Origin of the sequence: Mitsuaria sp. BK041 (assembly GCF_014193085.1) — a bacterium.
Classification (GTDB): domain Bacteria; phylum Pseudomonadota; class Gammaproteobacteria; order Burkholderiales; family Burkholderiaceae_C; genus Roseateles.
This window is the reverse complement of sequence record NZ_JACHYT010000001.1, coordinates 676,983-697,985: the sequence shown is the minus strand read 5'-3', so window position 1 is coordinate 697,985 and position 21,003 is coordinate 676,983. Positions and strand designations below refer to the sequence as shown.

The 21,003-nt window shown below is 69.1% G+C and carries 18 protein-coding genes; 14 read left to right on the top strand and 4 right to left on the bottom strand.

The features are described from left to right. Positions 1-10 precede the first annotated feature (10 nt). Positions 11-1,474 carry a sodium:solute symporter family protein gene (locus FHT38_RS03015; RefSeq protein ID WP_183489767.1) on the bottom strand — a complete coding sequence of 488 codons (1,464 nt, stop codon included), beginning with the start codon at positions 1,472-1,474 and terminating at the stop codon, positions 11-13. A gap of 304 nt (positions 1,475-1,778) precedes the next feature. Here FHT38_RS03015 and FHT38_RS03010 point away from each other — a divergent pair, with 304 nt between their 5' ends. After that, complete coding sequence (locus FHT38_RS03010; protein ID WP_183489764.1) at positions 1,779-2,000, top strand: FliM/FliN family flagellar motor switch protein; 222 nt, start codon at positions 1,779-1,781, stop codon at positions 1,998-2,000. 89 nt (positions 2,001-2,089) lie between these two features. Next, on the top strand, positions 2,090-2,806 hold the full coding sequence (locus FHT38_RS03005) for a sigma-70 family RNA polymerase sigma factor (protein ID WP_183489761.1): 717 nt from the start codon (positions 2,090-2,092) through the stop codon (positions 2,804-2,806). Between the two features lie 58 nt (positions 2,807-2,864). Here the strand turns inward: FHT38_RS03005 and ubiB are convergent, their stop codons facing one another. Both ubiB and FHT38_RS02995 read right to left on the bottom strand, forming a co-directional pair. Beyond that, positions 2,865-4,418: a ubiquinone biosynthesis regulatory protein kinase UbiB gene (ubiB, locus tag FHT38_RS03000; RefSeq protein WP_147242570.1), complete on the bottom strand. Its 1,554-nt coding sequence runs from the start codon at positions 4,416-4,418 to the stop codon at positions 2,865-2,867. A 22-nt stretch (positions 4,419-4,440) separates the two neighbouring features. Next, a complete protein-coding gene (locus FHT38_RS02995) occupies positions 4,441-4,974 on the bottom strand; it encodes a hypothetical protein (RefSeq protein ID WP_183489758.1) in 534 nt (177 codons plus the stop codon). Between the two features lie 193 nt (positions 4,975-5,167). On the opposite strand from FHT38_RS02995, the gene FHT38_RS02990 reads away from it, so the two are divergent. From FHT38_RS02990 to FHT38_RS02940, 11 genes are all read left to right on the top strand, one after another. After that, entirely contained in the window at positions 5,168-6,562 is a 1,395-nt protein-coding gene (locus tag FHT38_RS02990) for an undecaprenyl-phosphate glucose phosphotransferase (RefSeq protein WP_183485382.1), read from the top strand. A 21-nt stretch (positions 6,563-6,583) separates the two neighbouring features. Continuing rightward, positions 6,584-7,750 carry a hypothetical protein gene (locus tag FHT38_RS02985; RefSeq protein WP_183489756.1) on the top strand — a complete coding sequence of 389 codons (1,167 nt, stop codon included), beginning with the start codon at positions 6,584-6,586 and terminating at the stop codon, positions 7,748-7,750. A 12-nt stretch (positions 7,751-7,762) separates the two neighbouring features. Beyond that, on the top strand, positions 7,763-8,785 hold the full coding sequence (galE, locus tag FHT38_RS02980; protein ID WP_183489752.1) for a UDP-glucose 4-epimerase GalE: 1,023 nt from the start codon (positions 7,763-7,765) through the stop codon (positions 8,783-8,785). A 121-nt stretch (positions 8,786-8,906) separates the two neighbouring features. Beyond that, the gene (locus FHT38_RS02975; protein ID WP_183492374.1) at positions 8,907-10,316 is read left to right on the top strand and encodes a mannose-1-phosphate guanylyltransferase/mannose-6-phosphate isomerase; all 1,410 of its coding nucleotides are present in this window, start codon (positions 8,907-8,909) and stop codon (positions 10,314-10,316) included. A gap of 162 nt (positions 10,317-10,478) precedes the next feature. After that, positions 10,479-11,759, top strand: coding sequence for a nucleotide sugar dehydrogenase (locus tag FHT38_RS02970; RefSeq protein ID WP_183489748.1), 1,281 nt, complete (start codon positions 10,479-10,481; stop codon positions 11,757-11,759). A gap of 57 nt (positions 11,760-11,816) precedes the next feature. Beyond that, positions 11,817-12,875 carry a dTDP-glucose 4,6-dehydratase gene (gene rfbB, locus FHT38_RS02965; protein WP_183489745.1) on the top strand — a complete coding sequence of 353 codons (1,059 nt, stop codon included), beginning with the start codon at positions 11,817-11,819 and terminating at the stop codon, positions 12,873-12,875. 21 nt (positions 12,876-12,896) lie between these two features. Beyond that, positions 12,897-13,778, top strand: a complete 882-nt coding sequence (gene rfbD, locus FHT38_RS02960) for a dTDP-4-dehydrorhamnose reductase (RefSeq protein WP_183489742.1) — start codon at positions 12,897-12,899, stop codon at positions 13,776-13,778. Positions 13,779-13,792: 14 nt separating this feature from the next. Then, positions 13,793-14,683 carry a glucose-1-phosphate thymidylyltransferase RfbA gene (rfbA, locus tag FHT38_RS02955; protein ID WP_091721582.1) on the top strand — a complete coding sequence of 297 codons (891 nt, stop codon included), beginning with the start codon at positions 13,793-13,795 and terminating at the stop codon, positions 14,681-14,683. Then, the gene (gene rfbC, locus FHT38_RS02950; RefSeq protein WP_147240364.1) at positions 14,683-15,234 is read left to right on the top strand and encodes a dTDP-4-dehydrorhamnose 3,5-epimerase; all 552 of its coding nucleotides are present in this window, start codon (positions 14,683-14,685) and stop codon (positions 15,232-15,234) included. Before rfbA ends, rfbC begins: the two co-directional genes overlap by 1 nt. A gap of 7 nt (positions 15,235-15,241) precedes the next feature. After that, a complete protein-coding gene (wecB, locus tag FHT38_RS02945) occupies positions 15,242-16,399 on the top strand; it encodes a non-hydrolyzing UDP-N-acetylglucosamine 2-epimerase (protein ID WP_183489739.1) in 1,158 nt (385 codons plus the stop codon). A 131-nt stretch (positions 16,400-16,530) separates the two neighbouring features. Further along, complete coding sequence (locus FHT38_RS02940; RefSeq protein WP_183489737.1) at positions 16,531-17,757, top strand: acyltransferase family protein; 1,227 nt, start codon at positions 16,531-16,533, stop codon at positions 17,755-17,757. Between the two features lie 48 nt (positions 17,758-17,805). On the opposite strand, the gene kdsA is transcribed toward FHT38_RS02940, so the two are convergent. Then, positions 17,806-18,645, bottom strand: a complete 840-nt coding sequence (gene kdsA, locus FHT38_RS02935) for a 3-deoxy-8-phosphooctulonate synthase (protein WP_183489734.1) — start codon at positions 18,643-18,645, stop codon at positions 17,806-17,808. Positions 18,646-19,260: 615 nt separating this feature from the next. On the opposite strand from kdsA, the gene FHT38_RS02930 reads away from it, so the two are divergent. After that, entirely contained in the window at positions 19,261-20,892 is a 1,632-nt protein-coding gene (locus FHT38_RS02930) for an Atrophin-1 multi-domain protein (RefSeq protein ID WP_183489731.1), read from the top strand. Positions 20,893-21,003 lie beyond the last annotated feature (111 nt).

The following is a 21,003-nucleotide window of genomic DNA, read 5'->3' as shown; positions in this document are numbered from 1 at the left end:
AAACCCGAAATTATATAGAGTGGCCCGCCGACGCCGCACCGGCCAGGCGGTGGTGGCTGCCGTGCACGTCGCGGATCGCCTGCGGCCCCAGCGAGCCCACCAGCATGCCCACGATGCCGGCCAGCAGGCCCGCCAGCTGGGCCGGGAACTGCTCGCCCGCCGGCGTCATCAGGAACAGGATCCAGGTCAGCACGCCCAGCACGATGGCGAAGATCGCGCCCTGCGTCGTCGCGCGCTTCCAGTAGAGGCCGAACAGCAGCGGCACGAAGGCGCCGACCAGCGTGACCTGGTAGGCGCTGGAGACCATCTCGTAGATCGAGGTGCCCTGCAGCGCGATCGCGTAGGCGCAGACGCAGACCGAGAACAGCAGCACCGCGATGCGCATCGTGCGCAGTTCCTGCTTGTCGGACACGCGCGGGAAGAACTGGCGCCAGATGTTCTCGACGAAGGTCACCGACGGCGCCAGCAGCGTGGCCGAGGCGGTCGACTTCAGCGCCGACAGCAGCGCGCCGAAGAAGATCACCTGCATCACGAAGGGCATCTTGTCGATCACCAGCGTGGGGATCACCTGCTGGGGGTCCTCGGCGATCAGCTGCTTGGCCTCGGTGGGCATGATGATCAGCGCGCTCACGACGATGAACATCGGCACGAAGGCGAACAGGATGTAGCAGATGCCGCCGATGACCGGGCCGCGGGTCGCCGCCTTGACGTCCTTGGCGGACATGACGCGCTGGAACACGTCCTGCTGCGGGATCGATCCCAGCATCATCGTGATGGCCGCGCCGACGAAGAACACGACGTCGTGGAAGCTCGGCTCGGGCAGGAAGCGGAACATGTCCTGGCTCGACGCCAGCGCGATGACCTTGTCGGCGCCGCCGGCCATGTCGGCCGCGAACCAGGCGATCAGCGACAGCCCCACCACCAGGATGATCATCTGGATGAAGTCGGTCACCGCCACCGACCACATGCCGCCGAACAGCGTGTAGGCCAGGATCGACGCCGTGCCGATCATCATGCCCACCGGGATGCTGATCGCGCCGCCGGACAGCAGCTTGAACACCAGCCCCAGCGCGGTCACCTGCGCCGCCACCCAGCCGAGGTAGGACAGGATGATGATGAAGCTGCAGACCACCTCGACCACGCGGCCGTAGCGCTCGCGGTAGTAGTCGCTGATCGTCAGCAGCGTCATCTTGTAGAGCCTGGCCGCGAAGAACAGGCCCACCAGGATCAGGCACGAACCCGCGCCGAACGGATCCTCGACCACGCCGTTCAGGCCCGACTGCACGAACTTGGCCGGGATGCCCAGCACCGTCTCGGAGCCGAACCAGGTCGCGAAGGTGGTGGTGATGATCATCACCAGCGGCAGGTGCCGGCCGGCGATGGCGAAGTCCGCCGTGTTCTTCACCCGCTTGGCGGCCCACAGGCCGATCGCGATGGTGACAAGCAGGTAAAGGATGACCAGGGTCAGGAGCATGGCAGCGGGCCTTGGGAATGCGGGGAAGGCGGGAGCGCAGGAATCCGGCGCACAAAAAATTGCGCGCGGATTATCCCCGGAACCTCGGGGACTGCTGCCCAGGGTCCTCCCCGCCCCCCGGACACCCCGTTTCAGCGGCACCCGCGATGGGGGATCCGCCCCCTTTTCACCAGATATCTGCGGGTCAGTTCCTCCATTTGGGTCATGGGGCGCATGTCTCACGCGAGTTCCAGGGATGGGGCCGCCAAGGGGCTCCCTTTCCAATCCCCTCCACGCCCTGCCACCGCCACCGGAGCCCCGCAACGTGGATGCCCTGACCGTAGACCTGGATTTCATCGTCGGCCGCGTCGCCATGACCGTCGGCGAACTGAGCGGCCTCGCGGCGGGCCGGATCGTCCCGCTGGACACCTCGACGCCGGCCCTCGTGCGCATCGTCGCGCACGGCACCGAGCTCGGCATCGGACGGTTGGTCGAGCACGACGACCGGCTGGCGGTCGAGGTGCTGCAGTGGGGCCATCCACGGTGACCTGTCTGGCGCGGCGCGCCCTTTCCTCCCCTGTCCCAGGGAGCCACTGGCTCCGGGAGAGGCCCACCGGATCTTCTTCGAGTCTGTCCATGAGCCATCACACCGACGCCACGGCCCGCCCGCCCGGCCCCCTTGCGAAGTCCGGGGCGACGAGCGCCGCGCCCCACCCCTCCAGCGCCGCCGCCTGCGCGCCGCACGCCGCGCCTGACGAACCGGTCGATCCGGAACTGGCCCGGCAGCGCCAGCAACTGGTCCTGTCCCACATCATCAAGATCGCCCACGACGCACGCAGCGATTCCAGCAAGCTCAAGCGCTTCCTGCGGCGCTACGAGCGCTCGCCCGGCGAGCTCGACGACATCATCCAGGACGCCATGCTCGAGGCCACCCGCTGCGCCGACCGCTTCCAGGGCCGCTCCACCGTCGAGACCTGGTTCTTCGGCATCGCGGCCAACGTCGCGCGCAACCATGTGGCGCGCTGTGCCAAACGCAATCGTCAGATGGAAAGCCTGGACGACGCGCCGCACACGCGGGACGGCGAATCGGTCCACCACGCGCGCGACGGCAGGAAGGATGTCAGCCAGCAGGTCGCCTATCGGCAACTGGCCGGCATCGTCGACGTCACGCTGTCGGGCTTGTCACCCGACCTGCGCTGCACCTTCGACCTGGCCTGCCTGCAGGAAGAGTCCTACCGCGAGGTCGCCGCGCTGCAGGCGATCCCGATCGGCACCGTGCGCTCACGGGTGAACCGCGTCCGCACCCTGCTGCGCGCCCGCCTGAAGCAGGAATTCGCCGACTACGCGGTCTGATCCCCCCGCCTCGTGCTTCCCGCCTCGCGCCTCCCGCCTCCCGGCCGCACAAGCGCGGTCAGTCGATCCAGCGCATCACCAATTGGGTCGCCACCAGCGCGAGTGTGAATCCGCCGATGCCCCACAGCAGCGTCTGGAGCAGATGGTTGGTCCGCCGCTGCTCCAGCAGCAGTTGCCGCGTCAGGTCCGAATGCCCGCCTTCGGCGCGCTGGCGCAGCACCTCGTGCATCAGGCGGGGGAATTCCGGCACCATCTGCGCGAATCGCGGCGCCTCCTTCTTCAGCTGCCGCACGAAGGCGCGCCAGCCCACCTGCTCATCCATCCAGCGCTCGAGGAAGGGCTTGGCCGTGGCCCAGAGATCCAGATCAGGATCGAGCTGCCTGCCCAATCCTTCAATGTTGAGCAGCGTTTTTTGCAGCAAAACCAGCTGCGGCTGAATCTCCACGTTAAATCTGCGGGAGATCTGAAACAGCCGCATCAGCACCTGGCCGAGCGAGATGTCCTTCAGCGGCTTGTCGAAATGCGGCTCGCAGACGGTGCGCACCGCCCCTTCCAGTTCATCGACGCGGGTCTCTGGCGGCACCCAGCCGGACTCGATGTGGAGTTCCGCCACGCGCTTGTAGTCGCGACGGAAGAAGGCGATGAAGTTCTGCGCCAAGTAATCCTTGTCGACCTCGGTGAGCGTGCCGATGATCCCGAAGTCCAGCGCCACGTAGTTGCCGAAGGTGTGCGGATCCAGGCTGACCTGGATGTTCCCCGGGTGCATGTCGGCGTGGAAGAAGCCGTCCCGGAAGACCTGCGTGAAGAAGATCGTGACGCCGTCGCGGGCCAGCTTCTTGATGTCGACGCCGGCCTCCCGCAGGCGCTCGAGCTGCGAGATCGGCACGCCGCGCATGCGCTCCATCACGATGACCTCGCTCCGGCAGAGCTCCCAGATCATCTCCGGCACCAGCACCAGGTGCAGGTCCTGCATGTTGCGGCGCAGCTGGGCGGCGTTGGCGGCCTCGCGCACCAGGTCCAGTTCGTCGTGCAGGTAGGTATTGAATTCGGCGACGACCTCGCGCGGCTTGAGCCGGCGCCCGTCGGCGGAGAAGCGCTCCACCCAGCCCGCGACGGTGCGCATCAGCGCCAGGTCGTCCTCGATGATGTCGAGCATCCCCGGCCGCAGCACCTTCACCGCGACCTCCCGCCCATCCATCAGCGTCGCGAAGTGGACCTGCGCGATCGAGGCGCTGGCCACCGGCTCGGCCTCGAAGGTGGCGAAAAGCTCCTCGATGCGGCGCCCGAAGGCACGCTCGATCAGTTCGCGGGACAGCTCGGCCGGGAATGGAGGCACGTTGTCCTGCAGCTTGGACAGCTCCTCGATCATGTCCGGCGGCACCAGGTCGCGCCGCGTCGACAGCAGCTGGCCGAACTTGACGAAGATCGGCCCGAGCCGCTCCAGCGCGAGCCGCAGCCGCACGCCGCGCGGCTGGTCCCAAGCGCGGCCGACCGAGATCAGCCGGCGCAGGAAGCGGAAACGCCGACGCTTGAGCGTCGACAACGCCAGCTCGTCCAGCCCGAATCGGTAGAGGGTCCAGACGATGACCAGAAGGCGGGACAGATACCTCATGCCCGGACCGGATTCCCGGACCTCATGCCCGGCCCTGGCCGTCCGGCATGAAACGGCCCGCCTGGCGGGCCAGGGTCGCCATCGCGCCCGCGACGGCGCGTCCGAAGCGACCCAGCTGGTGCGCCACCGCCGGACCGGTGATGGCGGCGAGGTCGTCCTCGATGTCCCAGCGCACGTGATCGATCAACCAGTTGAAGTCGCCGGCCAGTTGCGCATCGCCGTCCACCCGCACCTCGGGCCGGGCACCGGACAGGGCCGCGAAGGCCGCCGCCGCCGGATTCGACGCGTCGAGTTCAATGAGCAGGTCCGGTTCTTGCCTAGGGCCATCCTCGTCGCCCAACCGTTCTAAAAGACCGGCCGGGGTGATGCGCAGCCGCAGGTCCGGCGCGGCCGGCAGCATGGCCGGCCAACCCACCAGGCGCAGCCGCAGCGTCTTGCCCGTGTGCGGGGCCAGGCGCGCGGTGGCGACCGGCTCGCGGGACATGACATGGTTGAGCAACAGCGTGATGCGATCCTGGAGCGCAGGGGCCAGGAGCTTGGACCATTCTTGAAGCATGGGGCGGATTGTAGGCAGGCCCGGAGGACGGCCTGATGAACGAGGAAACCGGTGACAAGCTAGGGCGTCCGGTTACGAGTTCGTGAGATGAATTGAGAGAGAATTTCCGGCTCCGGCCGGACAGGAGCGGCAGGCCGGCCTCGATGCCGCCCGCCGTACGGCCACGAGGGAAGCAACGAAGGACCAACGGGTGATGTTTGAGGACCGGAACTACAAGAGAACCTTCTACAGCGCGCCGCAGTCGGTCCAGTCGTTCATCGCGGCATTCCTGGAACCGACGCTGATCGTCCTGATCTACCTGTGCCTGCTGGCCTGGTTCGGCGAACCGGTCATGCGCTCCACCTACACGCTGTGCATGCTGGTGTTCGCGCTGACCTTCCCGGGACGCAACCGCTTCTCGGATCATCCCGCCAGCGCCGTGACCGACATCGTCGGTTCCTGGCTGATGCTGCTGCTGATCCTGGGCATGTTCGCCTACGCCACCAGCAGCTTCCATTACTTCGAGCGCCCGGTGCTGCTGTGGTGGGCGCTGCTGACGCCGCTGGCGCAGATCCTGGCGGTCGAGATCGGCCGGCGCGTGCTGCGCTGGCGCGCGCAGCAGCCCTCGGTGCGGCGCACCGCGGTGATCGTCGGCGCCGGGCCGCTGGGCGCGAAGGTCGGCCGGGCGCTGTCCTTCGGCTCCATCCGCGGCGTCGAATGCCTGGGCTTCTTCGATGACCGCACCGACGACCGCCTTCATCCCGACAGCGTCGGCCGGGTGCTGGGCACGCTGCCGGAACTGAGCGACTACGTCCGCGCCAACGGCGTGCGCGAGGTCTACATCACCCTGCCGCTGGGCTCGCAGCCCCGCATCCTGCAGCTGCTCGAGCAGTTGCAGGGCACGACCGCCTCGCTGTTCTTCGTGCCGGACGTCTTCGGCATCAGCATCATCCAGGGCCGGCTGCAGGACGTGAACGGCGTGCCGGTGGTGGGCATCCTGGAAACCCCGTTCACCGGCGTGAACGAGGTGGTCAAGCGCATCAGCGACATCATCCTGGCCGCGCTCATCCTGGTGCTGATCTCGCCGATCCTGCTGATCCTGGCGATCGGCGTGAAGATGAGCTCACCCGGCCCGGTGATCTTCAAGCAGCGCCGCAACGGCCTGGATGGCGAGGAGATCATCGTCTACAAGTTCCGCTCGATGCGCGCGATGGACAACGGCGCGGTCGTCAAGCAGGCGACCAAGGGCGACCCGCGCATCACGCCGTTCGGGGCCTTCATCCGCAAGACCTCGCTGGACGAGCTGCCGCAGTTCATCAATGTGCTGCAGGGCCGCATGAGCATCGTCGGCCCGCGCCCGCACGCCGTCGCGCACAACGAGGAATACCGCCAGCTGATCAAGGCCTACATGGTCCGCCACAAGGTCAAGCCCGGCATCACCGGCTGGGCGCAGGTCAACGGCCTGCGCGGCGAGACCGACACCGTCGACAAGATGAAGGCGCGCGTCGAATACGATCTGGAATACCTGCGCAACTGGTCGCTCGGCCTGGATCTCCAGATCATCGTGCGCACCGTGCGGCTGATGCTGTTCGACCGCCACGCCTATTGACCCGCAGGAGACCTTCCCACGATGAACCGCCTCCACCGACTGTCGCTGCCCTTCGCCCTGCTCGCGTCCGCCTCCTGCTGGGCCCAGAGCGACCAGGGCAGTCCCTGGTACCTGGGCGCCTCGCTGGGCCATTACTACACGAACAACGTGTTCCGCTCGAATGCGGCCGAAAGCAGCGACCGGCTCACCTCGCTGAGCCTGCTGGCCGGCGTGGACACGCGGCTGGGCCGCCAACGCTTGCACGCCGACGGCCGCTTCAACGACACCCGCTACCAGGACAACAGCCGGCTGGACAACCGCGGCTACAGCCTGGACACCGGCCTGGACTGGGAAACCGCGGGCAACCTGTCGGGCACGCTGGACTACACCCGCGCGCGCACGCTGGCGGACTTCAACAGCAACACCGGCATCGCCCCGACCACCGAGCGCAATCTGCAGACCGACCAGAGCGCCGGTGGCAGCGTGCGCCTGGGCCTGCCGGGGCTGTCGCCGTTCACCCTCGAGGGCACCTTCGTGCGGCGCCAGCGCGACTATTCGCTGCCGCTGTGGGACACGCAGGAATACCGCCAGAACACCTCCTCCGTGGGCCTGCTCTACAACGCCAGCAGCGCCTGGCGCTTCGGCCTGGCCGGCCGCTACACCAAGGGCCGCGTGCCGGTGAACGGCTTCGAGTGGGATCGCAAGGACATCGACCTGACGGCGCTGTGGCGCGCCACCGGGGCCAGCAGCCTGAACGCGCGCCTGAGCCGCAGCACCTCGGACACCTTCACCGGCCTGACCGGCTCGCTGAACTGGAACTGGGCCCCCGGGGGGCGCTGGACCCTCAGCACCAAGCTGTCCCGGGACACCGGCGTCGAAACCTATTACCTGGGCATCAACAACGGCCAGTCCGACTTCAACCGGGTGCAGACGGCCTTCCAGACCCAGTTCAGCTACCGCATCACCGGCAAGCTCACCGCTCAGGCCGGCGTGGGCTTCACGCGTCTGAGCCGCGATCGCGACATCGCCCTGGGCGGGATCCGTTCCAAGGACAACTCCAAGCAATACAGCCTCGGGCTGGCCTGGGAGGCGCTGCGCAACGTCACCGTGGGCTGCCAGTACACCCGCCTGGATCGCGACACGACCGACGTGATCTACTCCTACAACGCCTACACCGCCGGCTGCTACGTGCAGGGCATGATCCGCTGACCTTCCGACTCCATGGCCAACGACACCATCCTGCTGACCGGCGCGACCGGCTACATCGCCTCCCACACCTGGCTCGCGCTGCTGGCGGCCGGCTACCGCGTCGTCGGCGTGGACAACTTCAGCAACAGCTCGCCCAAGGTGCTGGATCGCCTGGCCGAGCTGAGCGGCCAGACCCCGCTGTTCGAGAAGCTCGACGTCTGCGACGGCGCGGCGCTGGACGCGGTGTTCAACGAGTACAAGCCGGCCGCGGTGGTGCACTTCGCCGCCTTCAAGGCGGTCGGCGAATCGACGGCCAAGCCGCTGAGCTACTACCGCAACAACCTGGACGGGCTGCTGACGGTCTGCGAGGCGATGCGCCGGCATGACTGCAAGCGCATCGTCTTCTCCTCCAGCGCCACCGTGTACGGCCAGCCCAGGTCGCTGCCGCTGCGCGAGGACGCCGAGCTGATGGCGGTCAACCCCTACGGCGCGACCAAGCTGATCGGCGAGGGCATCCTGCGCGACCTGGGCGCCTCGGACCCGCAATGGCAGACCGCCTGCCTGCGCTACTTCAACCCGGTGGGGGCGCACGAGAGCGGCCGCATCGGCGAGGACCCGCGCGGCAACCCCAACAACCTGATGCCCTACGTCACGCAGGTGGCGGTGGGCCGGCGCGCCAAGCTGTCGATCTTCGGCAACGACTACGACACCCCCGACGGCACCGGCGTGCGCGACTACATCCACGTCGTCGACCTGGCCGAGGGCCATGTCGCCGCGCTGAACTTCCTGCTGCGCGGCCAGGAGTCGATCTGGGTCAACCTGGGCACCGGCCGCGGCTACAGCGTGCTGGAACTGGTGAACGCCTTCGCCAAGGCCAGCGGCCGCGAGATCCCCTACGAGATCGTCGCCCGCCGCCCGGGCGACGTCGCCGCCTGCTACGCCGATCCGGCGCTGGCGCGCGAGAAGCTGGGCTGGAGCGCCCGCTTCGACCTGCAGCGCATGTGCGAGGACAGCTGGCGCTGGCAATCGTCCAATCCGAACGGTTTCGAGGGCTGATCCGCCGCTCTGCGACACTTCCGACCCATTTTTCGAATCCACAGCCCCGCATCGACATGCAAGGGGCGCCAGTTCCAGAGGGAGCAGTACCTTGAGCAAGATCGACACGCAACCGGTGATCATGGCGGGTGGCAGCGGCACGCGGCTGTGGCCGCTGTCCCGCGCCGGTTATCCCAAGCAGTTCCTGGTGCTGAACGGCAACACCAGCCTGTTCCAGCAGGCGGCGGACCGCCTGGCCACGCTCGGTGCCGAGGACATCGCGGTGAAGCCGCCGATCGTCGTCGGCAACGAGGAACACCGCTTCATGGTGCTGGACCAGCTGCGCGAGCAGCGGCTCGCGCCCAGCGCCGTGCTGCTGGAGCCGGTCGGCCGCAACACCGCGCCGGCGATCACGCTGGCGGCGCTGCAGGCGCTGGAAGGCGGCGAGGACCCGGTGCTGGTCGTCACCCCGGCCGACCAGACGGTCACCGACGGCCCGGCCTTCACCGCCGCGCTGCAGGACGCGGTGCGCCAGGCCAGCGGCGGCGCCATCGTCATCCTCGGCATCACGCCCGACCGGCCCGAGACCGGCTACGGCTACATCCGCGCCGGCGCCGAAGGCACCGGCCTGCGCGTCGAGGCCTTCGTCGAGAAGCCCGATGCCCCGACCGCCCAGAAGTACGTCGACCAGGGCGGCTACTACTGGAACAGCGGCATGTTCGTGTTGCGCGCCAGCGTCTGGCTGAAGGCGCTGCAGCAGTTCCGCCCCGACATCGACCAGGCCACGCGCGTGGCCTTCGGCGGCAAGGCGGTGGACGGTCCCTTCGTGCGCCCGGCCAAGGACGCCTTCGCGGCCGTGCCGTCGGAATCGATCGACTACGCCGTGATGGAGCGCTGCCCCGGCAGCCCGGTCGCGCTGCGCATGGTGCCGCTGGACGCCGGATGGAACGACCTGGGCGCCTGGGAAGCGGTCTGGCAGGTGGCCGAGAAGGATGCGTCCGGCAATGCCAGCCGCGGCGACGCGATCATCGCGGACAGCCGCAACACGCTGGTGCACGCGACCAGCCGGCTGGTCTCGGCCGTGGGTCTGGACAACATCGTCGTCGTCGAGACGCCGGACGCGGTGCTGGTCGCCGATCGCAGCAAGAGCCAGGACGTCAAGAAGATCGTCAGCCAGCTGACCGCCGCCCAGCGCGACGAGCAGAACCTGCATCGCAAGGTGCACCGCCCCTGGGGCTGGTACGACAGCATCGACATGGGCGAGCGTTTCCAGGTCAAGCGCATCATGGTCAAGCCCGGCGCCTCGCTGAGCCTGCAGATGCACCACCATCGCGCCGAACACTGGATCGTGGTGCAGGGCACCGCCGAGATCGTCAACGGCGACAAGACCCTGCTGCTGACCGAGAACCAGTCGACCTACATCCCGCTGGGCCAGGTCCATCGCCTGTCCAACCCGGGCAAGGTGCCGCTGGAGATCATCGAGGTCCAGTCCGGTTCCTACCTGGGCGAGGACGACATCGTGCGCTACCAGGACACCTACGGCCGGAACTGAAGCCCGGGCCCCGCTTGAGGGGTCGGCGCCGACCTGAAAACCGGATACAAAGCCGACCATCGCGCGGGGCGCCCGGACCTTCCGGTCCGGTGGGGACGCTCCGGGCCCACCACAACAGGACGCCGGCGTCGCAGCGACGTCGGCCGTCGACAGGAGAAGATCGTGTCCGTGATTGCCGTCGTCGGATTGGGATATGTGGGACTGCCGCTGGTGGTCGAGTTCGGCAAGCACGGACGGACCATCGGCTTCGACATCGCCGAGGACAAGGTCGCCAAGTGCCGCGCGGGCACCGACCCGTCGCGCGAGCTGAGCGACGAGGAAGTGCGCGCGGCCGTGCACGCCGAGTACCACAGCGACCCGGCCTGCCTGGCCGATGCCGACGTCATCATCGTGGCCGTGCCCACGCCGGTGGACGAGGCCAAGATCCCCGACTTCCGCCCGCTGATCGGCTCGTCCACCAGCGTGGGCCGGCACATGAAGCGCGGCGCGGTCGTCGTGTACGAATCGACCGTCTATCCCGGCGCGACCGAGGAGGTCTGCATCCCGGTGCTGGAGCGCGAATCCGGCTTCAAGTGGAAGCAGGACTTCTTCGTCGGCTACAGCCCCGAGCGGATCAATCCGGGCGACAAGGACCACACGCTGACGAAGATCCTCAAGATCGTCTCCGGCGACACGCCCGAGACGCTGGAGATCGTCGCCAGGACCTACGAGCGCATCATCGTGCCGGGCGTGCACCGCGCCTCCAGCATCAAGACGGCCGAGGCCGCCAAGGTCATCGAGAACACCCAGCGCGACCTGAACATCGCGCTGATGAACGAGCTGGCGATCATCTTCGAGCGTCTGGGCCTGGACACCTCCGAGGTGCTGGAGGCCGCCGGCACGAAATGGAACTTCCTGAAGTTCAAGCCGGGCCTGGTCGGCGGCCACTGCATCGGCGTGGACCCCTACTACCTGACGCACAAGGCCGACATGCTCGGCTACCACCCGCAGGTCATCCTGGCGGGCCGGCGCATCAACGACGGCATGGGCAAGTTCATCGCCGAGCAGACCATCAAGCAGATGATCGCCGCGGGCTCGCCGATCAAGGGGGCCAAGGTCAACGTGCTGGGCCTGACCTTCAAGGAGGACTGCGGCGACCTGCGCAACTCCAAGGTGATCGACATCATCCGCGAGCTCAGGACCTACGGCGTCGAGGTCTTCGTCACCGACCCGGCGGCCGAGGCCGACGAAGCGATGCACGAATACGGCGTGCGGCTGCAGGCTTTCGAGGACCTGCCGCGCGCCGACGCCATCGTGGCGGCGGTCGCGCACCGCGAGTACAAGGCGCTGGCGGCCGGCGCGCTCGCCGCCAAGCTGGTGGAAGGCGGCGCCTTCATCGACGTCAAGGCGGCCTTCCGGGCCGACGATCTCCGTGCCGCCGGCCTCCGGGTCTGGCGGCTGTAATCCGACCGGCGTCACCGCCCGCCCGGGTCGCGACGCCACACATTTCAGGGAAGTTTCATGACGATCCTCGTCACCGGCGGTGCCGGATTCATCGGCAGCAATTTCGTGCTCGACTGGTTCAAGACCTCGGACGAGCCGGTCGTCAACCTGGACGCCCTCACCTACGCGGGCAACCTCGAGAACCTGGCCTCGCTCAAGGACGACGCGCGCCACGTCTTCGTCAAGGGCGACATCTGCGACCGCGCGCTCGTCGACCAGCTGCTGGCCACGCACCGCCCCCGCGCGATCGTGCACTTCGCGGCCGAGTCCCACGTCGACCGCTCCATCCACGGCCCCGGCGCCTTCATGCGCACCAATGTCGAGGGCACCTTCACGCTGCTGGAGGCCGCGCGCGGCTACTGGAGCGCGCTGGAGGGCGAAGCCAAGGCGGCCTTCCGCTTCCATCACGTCTCCACCGACGAGGTCTACGGCTCGCTGAAGGCCGAGGACCCGCCCTTCGCCGAGACGAATCCCTACGAGCCCAACAGCCCGTACTCGGCCTCCAAGGCGGCCAGCGACCACCTGGTCCGCGCCTGGCACCACACCTACGGCCTGCCGGTGGTGACGACCAACTGCTCCAACAACTACGGCCCGTATCACTTCCCCGAGAAGCTGATCCCGCTGATGATCGTCAACGCGCTGGCCGGCAAGCCGCTGCCGGTGTACGGCGACGGCCAGCAGATCCGCGACTGGCTCTACGTCACCGACCACTGCTCGGGCATCCGCGCGGTGCTGGCCGGCGGCACGCTGGGCGAGACCTACAACATTGGCGGCTGGAACGAGAAGGCCAACATCGACATCGTGAAAACGGTGTGCGCCCTGCTCGACGAACTGCGCCCCGATCCCGCCGGCCCTTACGCGCGGCTCATCACCTACGTGAAGGACCGCCCCGGCCACGACCGCCGCTACGCGATCGACGCCCGCAAGATCGAGCGCGACCTGGGCTGGCGTCCCGCCGAGACCTTCGAGACCGGCATCCGCAAGACGGTGCAGTGGTACCTGGCCAACGAGGACTGGGCCTCGCGCGTGCTCTCGGGCGCGTACCGCGAGTGGGTCTCGAAGCAATACGGCGCCTGAGCGCCCGGGCAGGACATCGGCATGAAGATTCTGCTGCTCGGAAAGAACGGCCAGCTCGGCTGGGAGCTGCAACGCGCGCTCGCCCCGCTGGGCGAGTTGGTCGCGCTGGATCGCCATGAGGGCGGCGACCTTGGCGACAGCGAGGCGCTGCGCGCCACGGTGCGCCGCGTGGCGCCCGACGTGATCGTCAATGCCGCGGCCTACACCGCCGTCGACAAGGCCGAGAGCGAGCCCGAGGCCGCGCGCCAGATCAACGCGCTGGCCCCCGGCGTGCTGGCCGAGGAGGCCAAGGCCTTGGGCGCGCTGCTGGTGCATTACTCGACCGACTACGTCTTCGATGGCGCCGGCTCGGACTGGCGCTTCGAGGACGCGCCCACCGGCCCGCTGAGCGTCTACGGCAAGACCAAGCTCGAGGGCGAGCAGCGCATCGCCGCGAGCGGCGCGGATGCGCTGGTGCTGCGCACCAGCTGGGTCTACGCCGCGCGCGGCGGCAACTTCGCCAAGACCATGCTGCGGCTGGCGGCCGAGCGCGAGCAGCTCAAGGTCGTCGCCGACCAGATCGGCGCGCCCACCGGCGCGGACCTGCTGGCCGATGTCACCGCGCACCTGGTCCGCGCCACGCTGCGGGACCGCGCGCTGTGCGGCATCTACCACGCCGTGGCGAGCGGCGAGACCAGCTGGCACGCCTACGCCCGGCATGTGCTCGGCCGCGCCCGCGACAAGGGACTGGCGCTGAAGGTGCAGCCCGAGCAGGTCGAGGCGCTGCCCAGCAGCGCCTATCCGACGCCGGCGCCGCGCCCGCTGAACTCGCGCCTGGACAACCACAAGCTGCAGGACCGCTTCGGGCTGGTGCTGCCGCACTGGCAGGTCGGCGTCGACCGCCTGCTCGAAGAAATCCTGTGATTGGAGAGACCGCGATGAGCAACACCCCCCGCAAGGGCATCATCCTGGCCGGCGGCTCCGGCACCCGGCTGCACCCGGCGACGCTGGCCATCAGCAAGCAGCTGCTGCCGGTCTACGACAAGCCGATGGTCTATTACCCGCTCAGCACCCTGATGCTGGCGGGCATGCGCGACATCCTGCTGATCAGCACGCCGCAGGACCTGCCGCGCTTCGAGGCGCTGCTGGGCGACGGCGCGCGCTGGGGCCTGAACCTCCAGTACTGCGTGCAACCCAGCCCGGACGGCCTGGCGCAGGCCTTCGTGCTCGGCAAGGACTTCATCGGCGGCGCGCCCAGCGCGCTGGTGCTGGGCGACAACATCTTCTACGGCCACGACTTCGCCGGCCTGCTGGACAGCGCCGATGCGCAGACCGACGGCGCCACCGTCTTCGCCTACCACGTGCACGACCCGGAGCGTTATGGCGTGGTCGAGTTCGATGCCGCCCAGCGCGCGGTCAGCATCGAGGAAAAGCCCAAGGCGCCCAAGAGCAACTACGCGGTGACCGGCCTGTACTTCTACGACCGCCAGGTCTGCGACATCGCCGCCGACATCAAACCCAGCCCGCGCGGCGAGCTCGAGATCACCGACGTCAACGCCCGCTACCTCGAGCAGCAGCAGCTGCGCGTCGAGATCATGGGCCGCGGTTATGCCTGGCTGGACACCGGCACGCATGACAGCCTGATGGAAGCCGGCCAGTTCATCGCGACGTTGGAGAAGCGCCAGGGCCTGAAGGTCGCCTGCCCCGAGGAGATCGCCTACCGCCAGGGCTGGATCACGGCCGAGCAGCTGGAGAAGCTGGCGCAGCCGATGCTCAAGAACGGATATGGCCAGTACCTGAAGCAGGTGCTCAACGAACAGGTGTTCTGATGAATGTGATCCCGACCGCGCTGCCCGAGGTGCTGATCATCGAGCCGAAGGTCTTCGGCGACGCGCGTGGCTTCTTCATGGAAAGCTGGACCGAGCCCAAGTTCAACGCCGCCTGCGGCTACGACGTGCGCTTCGTGCAGGACAACCATTCGCGCTCCAGCCAGGGCGTGCTGCGCGGCCTGCACTTCCAGCTGCCGCCGCACGCGCAGGGCAAGCTGGTGCGCTGCACCGCCGGCGCGGTGTTCGACGTGGCCGTGGACATGCGCCGCTCCAGCCCCAACTTCGGCAAGTGGGCCGGCGTCGAGCTCACCGGGGAGAACCATCGTCAGCTGTGGATCCCGCCGGGCTTCGCCCACGGCTTCCTGGTGCTGAGCGAGACCGCCGACTTCCTCTACAAGACCACCGACCTCTACGCGCCGCAGGCCGAGGGCTCGGTGCGCTGGGACGATCCGGCCATCGGCATCGACTGGCCGAAGCTGGGCGTCGAGTTCAAGCTCGCCGAGAAGGACGCGAAGGCGCCGCTGCTCGCCGACGCGAAGTCCTTCGACTGACCCGCCGATGGCCGCGCCCCTGCTGCACCTGATCGCGGGCGCGCGACCCAACTTCATGAAGCTCGCGCCGCTGGTGCGGGCGCTGCGCGCGGACGGCCGGCTCGATTGGAAGCTGATCCACACCGGCCAGCACCACGACGCCGCGATGAGCGGTGTCTTCTTCGACGAGCTCGGCCTGCCGCCGCCTGACGTCTCGCTGGACTGCCACGGCGGCGGCCACGCGCGGCTGACGGCCGCCATCCTGCAGGCCTATGAGCCGCACCTGCTGGCCGACCGGCCCGCGGCCTGCGTCGTCGTCGGCGATGTCGACTCGACGCTCGCCTGCGCGCTGGCGGCCCGCAAGCTCGGCGTGCCGGTGGCGCATGTCGAGGCCGGCCTGCGCAGCGGCGACATGACCATGCCGGAAGAGATCAACCGCCGCGCCACCGACGCGATCGCGGACTGGCTCTTCACGACCGAGCCGAGCGCCGCCGCCCACCTGCGCCGCGAAGGCCACCCCGACGCCCGCATCGTCGAGGTCGGCCATGTGATGGTCGACAACCTGCTGTTCCAGCTCGACCGCCTGGAGGCCGGCGACGCCCCGGCCCGGGCCGCCGAGGCCGCGGCGCTCGCCGCGCTCGACGCGGCCGGCGCCCGGCACGCGATCGCCGGCCGCTTCGGCGTGGTCACGCTGCACCGGCCGTCCAATGTCGACGAGCCGGCCCAGCTCGCGGCGCTGATGGGCGCGCTGGGCACGCTCGCCGGGCGGCTGCCGCTGCTCTTCCCGGTCCATCCGCGCACCCGCGACCGGCTGGCGGCGCTGGGCCTGGCGCCGACGCCGGGCCTGCACCTGCTGCCGCCGCTGCCTTACCGCCCCTTCCTGGCGCTGTGGCGCCGCGCCGCGCTGGTGCTCACCGACAGCGGCGGCCTGCAGGAGGAAACCACCGCGCTGGGCATCCCCTGCCTCACCGTGCGCGACAACACCGAGCGGCCGGTGACGGTGGAACTGGGCACCAACCGCATCGCCGGCACCGACGCCGCGCGCGTGCTGGCGCTGGCAGGGCAGCGGCTGGACGAGCTCGACGCCGCTGGCGCGGGCACCGCCCCGGTGCGACGCCCCCCGCTGTGGGACGGCCGATCGGCCGCGCGCATCGTCGAGCGCCTGGCGACGGACCTGCTCTGCTGAGCCCCCCCCGCGTTCCGGGGGTCTGCCCCGGGAAGCTGTCACGCTGGCGTGAAGCCGGGCCGGGTCGCGGGCGTACAGTTGCGGCCTCACGCGCTCAGAGAAGCGCCGGGCCTGGGCAGAGGGGGATCGCCATGGATGTTTCAACCGCTTCCACCAGGGAGGCGCACCGCCCCGGCATCGCCGGCGCAGCAGATCTGGACCTCGACAGGACCCGCGCGACGCTGATGGTCCTGGGCATCGCCCTGCACACCGCGGACGTCTTCATCACCTCGGGCGACTGGCTGGTCGCCGACAGCCACCGCAGCGCCTTCTTCGACGCGCTGGTCGCGCTGATCCACAGCTTCCGGGTGCCCGGCTTCTTCCTGCTGTCGGGCCTGCTCTTCGCCGGCAGCCTGCGCCGCCACGCCACGCCCGACCTGCTCGTGCGCCAGCTGCTGCGCCTGGGGGTGCCGCTGCTGAGCTGCTGGCTGCTGCTCAACGGCGCGCAGCAGGCACTGCTCGCCTGGCAACGGGGCGCCGATCCCTGGGCGGCGCTGGACGGCCTGTCCGCCCCGGTGTTCCACCTCTGGTTCCTGCGCGACCTGCTGGTGCTGAACCTGCTGGTGCTCGCCGCCTGGGCCATCGCCCAGGGCCGGCATCGCCGCGCCACCCGGACCGCCGCCCGCGGCCCCGGGCGCTTCGCCGCCTGGCTCGCGCGTGCCGGCGACGCCGGGCCGGCGCACTGGCTGTCGGTGGCGCTGGCCGGCGCGCTGCTGGGCCATGCCTTGATCCTCGCCGTCCGGTTGACCGGCATCGCCTACGAGGCCGGCCCGGGCGACCTGACGCTGTTCAACCTGGCCTTCTACGCGCCGCTGTTCCTCGCCGGTCTGGCGCTGTGGCATCGCCCCGTCTGGCTGCGTGCGTGGCTGTCGACGCCGCTCTGGCTGCTGCCGGTGGCCGCCTTCGCGGCCAACTGGGGCGACGCGGCCAGCGCCACGCTGCCGCATCCGCTGGCCCGCGAGGCGGCACTGGCGGTGGAACTGCTGGGCATCTGGATCGCGACCGGGGCCGCCGTCGGCGCGCTGGGCCGCTGGCGCACTGGCCCGCGTGGCGGGCTTGGCCGCTTGCTCTCGGAAGCGAGCTACACGATCTTCCTCGTCCACCACCTGCTGGTGGTGGCGCTGGCGCTGCTGCTGTTGCCGCTCGATTGGCCGGCGGCGGTCAAGTTCCCGATCATCGCGCTGGCCACGCTGGCGCTGAGTCTGGCGATCCACCGCTGGCTGGTGCGGCCCTTCGCCCTCATGCGGCTGCTCTTCAACGGCCGCACGCCCGCCCCTCAGGGCGAGCGCCCGGTCACGCCCGCGCCGGGCCGCGCCTGATCCGGCGCTTGATCCGGCGCCGGCCCGCGCGGCCAGGGGCCGCGGCGGTCAGTGGGTGTCCAGAACCGGGAAACCCTTGACCAGGTCGTCGATCGCCTTGACCTGCTCCAGGAAGGGCTTGAGCTGCGACAGGCGCAGCGCGCTGGGGCCGTCGCACAGCGCCTTCTCGGGCTCGGGATGGGCCTCCAGGAACAGGCCGGCCAGGCCGATCGCCATGCCGGCGCGGGCCAGCTCGGTGACCTGGCCGCGGCGGCCGCCCGAGGCGGCGGCACCGGACTCGCGCTGCTGCAGCGCATGGGTCACGTCGAAGATCACCGGCTTGCCACCGCTGACCTGCTTCATCACGCCGAAGCCCAGCATGTCCACGACGAGGTTGTCGTAGCCGAACTGGGCGCCGCGGTCGCACAGCATCACGTTCGGATTGCCGCCTTCCTCGAACTTCTCGACGATGTTCTTCATCTGCGGCGGGCTGACGAACTGCGGCTTCTTGATGTTGATCACCCGGCCGGTCTTCGCGAGCGCGATCACCAGGTCGGTCTGGCGGGCCAGGAAGGCCGGCAGTTGCAGCACGTCGCAGACGGCGGCCACCTCGGCCGCCTGGTGGGGTTCATGCACGTCGGTCAGCACCGCGACGCCATGCGCCTTCTTGACCGCCTCGAAGATCTTCAGGCCGGCGTCCAGACCCGGGCCGCGGTAGCTCTTGATCGAGGACCGGTTGGCCTTGTCGAAGGACGCCTTGAAGACGTAGGGAATGCCCAGTTCCCGGGTCACGCGCAGGTATTCGCCGCACACATCGACCGCGAACTGCTCCGACTCCAGCACGTTGACACCGCCGAACAGCACGAACGGCCGGGCGTTGTCGACCACGATGTCATTGATCTTGACCATCTCGATTCCGATTCCCTGAGGCGAAGGCGCGGAGTATCCCATAGGCCCCTCTGGCGACCGGCCGCCCCCTGGCCGCCTCGCCCCCCTCGTTGAGGGGCCGGCATCGACCGTCCCGCCCGCCCATCGGGGGCCCGTCCGGGGGGCCCGTCGGGGACCCGTCGGGAATCGGCTGACACCTCCTTCAGCGGGTTGCTTTCCCGAGTTTCGTGCGACGTCCGATGTTTTGTTTCGAATATCGAACCCCAGTATCTCGGACCCGAGGAAGAGTATGTAACGACGGGCAATAACCCCTCGATCCGAGACATCCGTCAGGTTGTCAACCCTTGACCTGGATGTTTCAAAGAGTACCTCCCCGCAGCTGCCCAATATTCCCGGAATCACCCGCGTGTGGCCGGCGTCCACTCTGGAAATCAGCCCATCGGACTCCGCATACTGAGTCATGGCCGCAACACCTGCCCAGCCGGGCGGGAATGAAGCAGTCAATTTCCCGGGTGCCAACATCCAGTAACAAGAATCCCGCCCGACGCCTGCAACGAGGCGTCGGCGCGCAAGAAGAAGAGATACCGGCATTTACTCGTCAACGCGCTCCGCGCATTTTCAGCAGTTCGAAACACCATGACGAAAACCTCTTCTTCCTTTGGAATCTCCGCCGGCCTGAGCGCCTGCGCGCTCGCCGCCAGCCTGCTGCTGGCCGGTTGCGGCGGCGGGGGCGGCAGCAGCGCCGCCGGCGCCGCGCCGCTGGCGCTGGAGACGCCGCCGACCGCCGCCTCCACCCCGGTCTCGATCGCCACCACGCCCGCCTCGCCGGCCAGCGAGGCCGTCGCCGGCGTCGCCGTCCTGGCCGCCGACGCCATCGCCCGTCCCTCCGCGACCGCCGCCTGCACCGCGGGCAACTTCGGCAGCTTCCTGCGTCCGTTCAGCCCGGATTCGCCGTGGAACAGCCGCCCGGTCGGCGCAGTGCTGGGGTCGGCGACGATCCCGGCCTCCACCTATTACCCGTCCGTGGACAGCGGCACCTGGTCGAGCGCCGCCTTCGAGGCGTCGGAAACCGACGCGCCCATGGTTGTGACCGGCACCAACACGCAAGGCGTATGGGATCCGGACAGCGAGGTCTACCGTCCCAGCATCACCATCCCGCACTGGCCGGCGCAGACGCAGCCGGCCACCGGCAGCGATGGTCACGCCGAGATCGTCGACGCCGCCGCCGGGGTCATCCATTCGTTCTGGGGCCTCAAGCAGGTCAACGGCGCCTGGGTGACGAACCAGTACGCCTGGACGCCGCTGGCCGGCCGTGGCATGGGCGACCCGTCGCACTACTACCAGGGCGCGCGCGCCGCGGGCGTGTCCACGATCGGCGGCCTGATCCGCATCCATGAGGCCAACGACGGCGCGGCCAGCTACAGCCACGCGCTGGCGATGTCGCTGGACTTCACCGGCCTGAGCAACAGCCCGACCTACCGCTTCCCGGCCACCTCGGCGGATTCGAATGCGGCCACGACCAACAGCGGCCAGATCCCGATGGGCTCGCTGCTGATGCTGCCGGCCAGCTTCGACGCGCAGGCGCTGGCCACGCCGGAGCTGCGCAAGATCGCCGAGACGCTGAAGAAGTACGGCGCCTACGTCGTGGACCGCAACCACGGCACGCCCTTCGTCATCTACGTGGAGATCGGCGCTGACCTGAAGCTGCACAAGAACGGCTGGAGCAGCAGCACGGCCACCGACCTGGACACCATTCGCGCCGCGCTGCGTCCGCTGGAGAGCGCGGCCTGGTGGGTCGACGGGAACAACAAGAACAGCAGCTCGGTGACCAGCACGGCGATGAACCTGCTGTCGATGCGCGGCGCCTGGTGGCGCACCAAGGGCACGGTCAGCGGCGAGTTCGACACCTGGCGCCAGGCGCTGGTCTTCCCCGCGACGACGACGCTGATCGAGCAGGCCAATGCCACCGGCCGGGCGATGAACCCGGTGAGCTGGGCGCTGCCGGTGGCCGGCGATCCGTATCGGCTCACCGTCGCGGGCACCGGCGGCGCGACCTTCCGCATGACCATCGCCGACCGCCAGACGGGCGCCACCGTCTACGACACCGGGTATCTGGCCGACGGCGCGGTGCTCAACTTCACCTGGCCGGCGGGCACCAGCTTCAAGGTCACGACCTGGGGCCGCAGCGGCACCGCCAACGTGGAATCGACGCTGCGCCCGACGCTGGTCCGCGCCAGCGGGGCCACGGGCAGCGTCTGCGCGTCCTGACGCGCAGGGGCTGAAAGGACAACGCCGCGTCCCTTTCGGGGACGCGGCGTTGTCGTTGCGAGGACGCCTCGGGTGCGGATCGGCGCCCAGGCAGGGCCGCGGCGCCGACGC

Bases quoted from the DNA above. Each gene is read 5' to 3' on its own strand.
- FHT38_RS03005 (WP_183489761.1), top strand. From the start codon at position 2,090: ATGAGCCATCACACCGACGCCACGGCCCGCCCGCCCGGCCCCCTTGCG.
- FHT38_RS03015 (WP_183489767.1), bottom strand. From the start codon at position 1,474: ATGCTCCTGACCCTGGTCATCCTTTACCTGCTTGTCACCATCGCGATC.
- ubiB (WP_147242570.1), bottom strand. From the start codon at position 4,418: ATGAGGTATCTGTCCCGCCTTCTGGTCATCGTCTGGACCCTCTACCGA.
- FHT38_RS02975 (WP_183492374.1), top strand. From the start codon at position 8,907: ATGGCGGGTGGCAGCGGCACGCGGCTGTGGCCGCTGTCCCGCGCCGGT.
- FHT38_RS02990 (WP_183485382.1), top strand. From the start codon at position 5,168: ATGTTTGAGGACCGGAACTACAAGAGAACCTTCTACAGCGCGCCGCAG.
- rfbA (WP_091721582.1), top strand. From the start codon at position 13,793: ATGAGCAACACCCCCCGCAAGGGCATCATCCTGGCCGGCGGCTCCGGC.
- kdsA (WP_183489734.1), bottom strand. From the start codon at position 18,645: ATGGTCAAGATCAATGACATCGTGGTCGACAACGCCCGGCCGTTCGTG.
- rfbB (WP_183489745.1), top strand. From the start codon at position 11,817: ATGACGATCCTCGTCACCGGCGGTGCCGGATTCATCGGCAGCAATTTC.
- rfbD (WP_183489742.1), top strand. From the start codon at position 12,897: ATGAAGATTCTGCTGCTCGGAAAGAACGGCCAGCTCGGCTGGGAGCTG.
- galE (WP_183489752.1), top strand. From the start codon at position 7,763: ATGGCCAACGACACCATCCTGCTGACCGGCGCGACCGGCTACATCGCC.
- wecB (WP_183489739.1), top strand. From the start codon at position 15,242: ATGGCCGCGCCCCTGCTGCACCTGATCGCGGGCGCGCGACCCAACTTC.
- FHT38_RS02995 (WP_183489758.1), bottom strand. From the start codon at position 4,974: ATGCTTCAAGAATGGTCCAAGCTCCTGGCCCCTGCGCTCCAGGATCGC.
- FHT38_RS02985 (WP_183489756.1), top strand. From the start codon at position 6,584: ATGAACCGCCTCCACCGACTGTCGCTGCCCTTCGCCCTGCTCGCGTCC.
- rfbC (WP_147240364.1), top strand. From the start codon at position 14,683: ATGAATGTGATCCCGACCGCGCTGCCCGAGGTGCTGATCATCGAGCCG.
- FHT38_RS02940 (WP_183489737.1), top strand. From the start codon at position 16,531: ATGGATGTTTCAACCGCTTCCACCAGGGAGGCGCACCGCCCCGGCATC.
- FHT38_RS02930 (WP_183489731.1), top strand. From the start codon at position 19,261: ATGACGAAAACCTCTTCTTCCTTTGGAATCTCCGCCGGCCTGAGCGCC.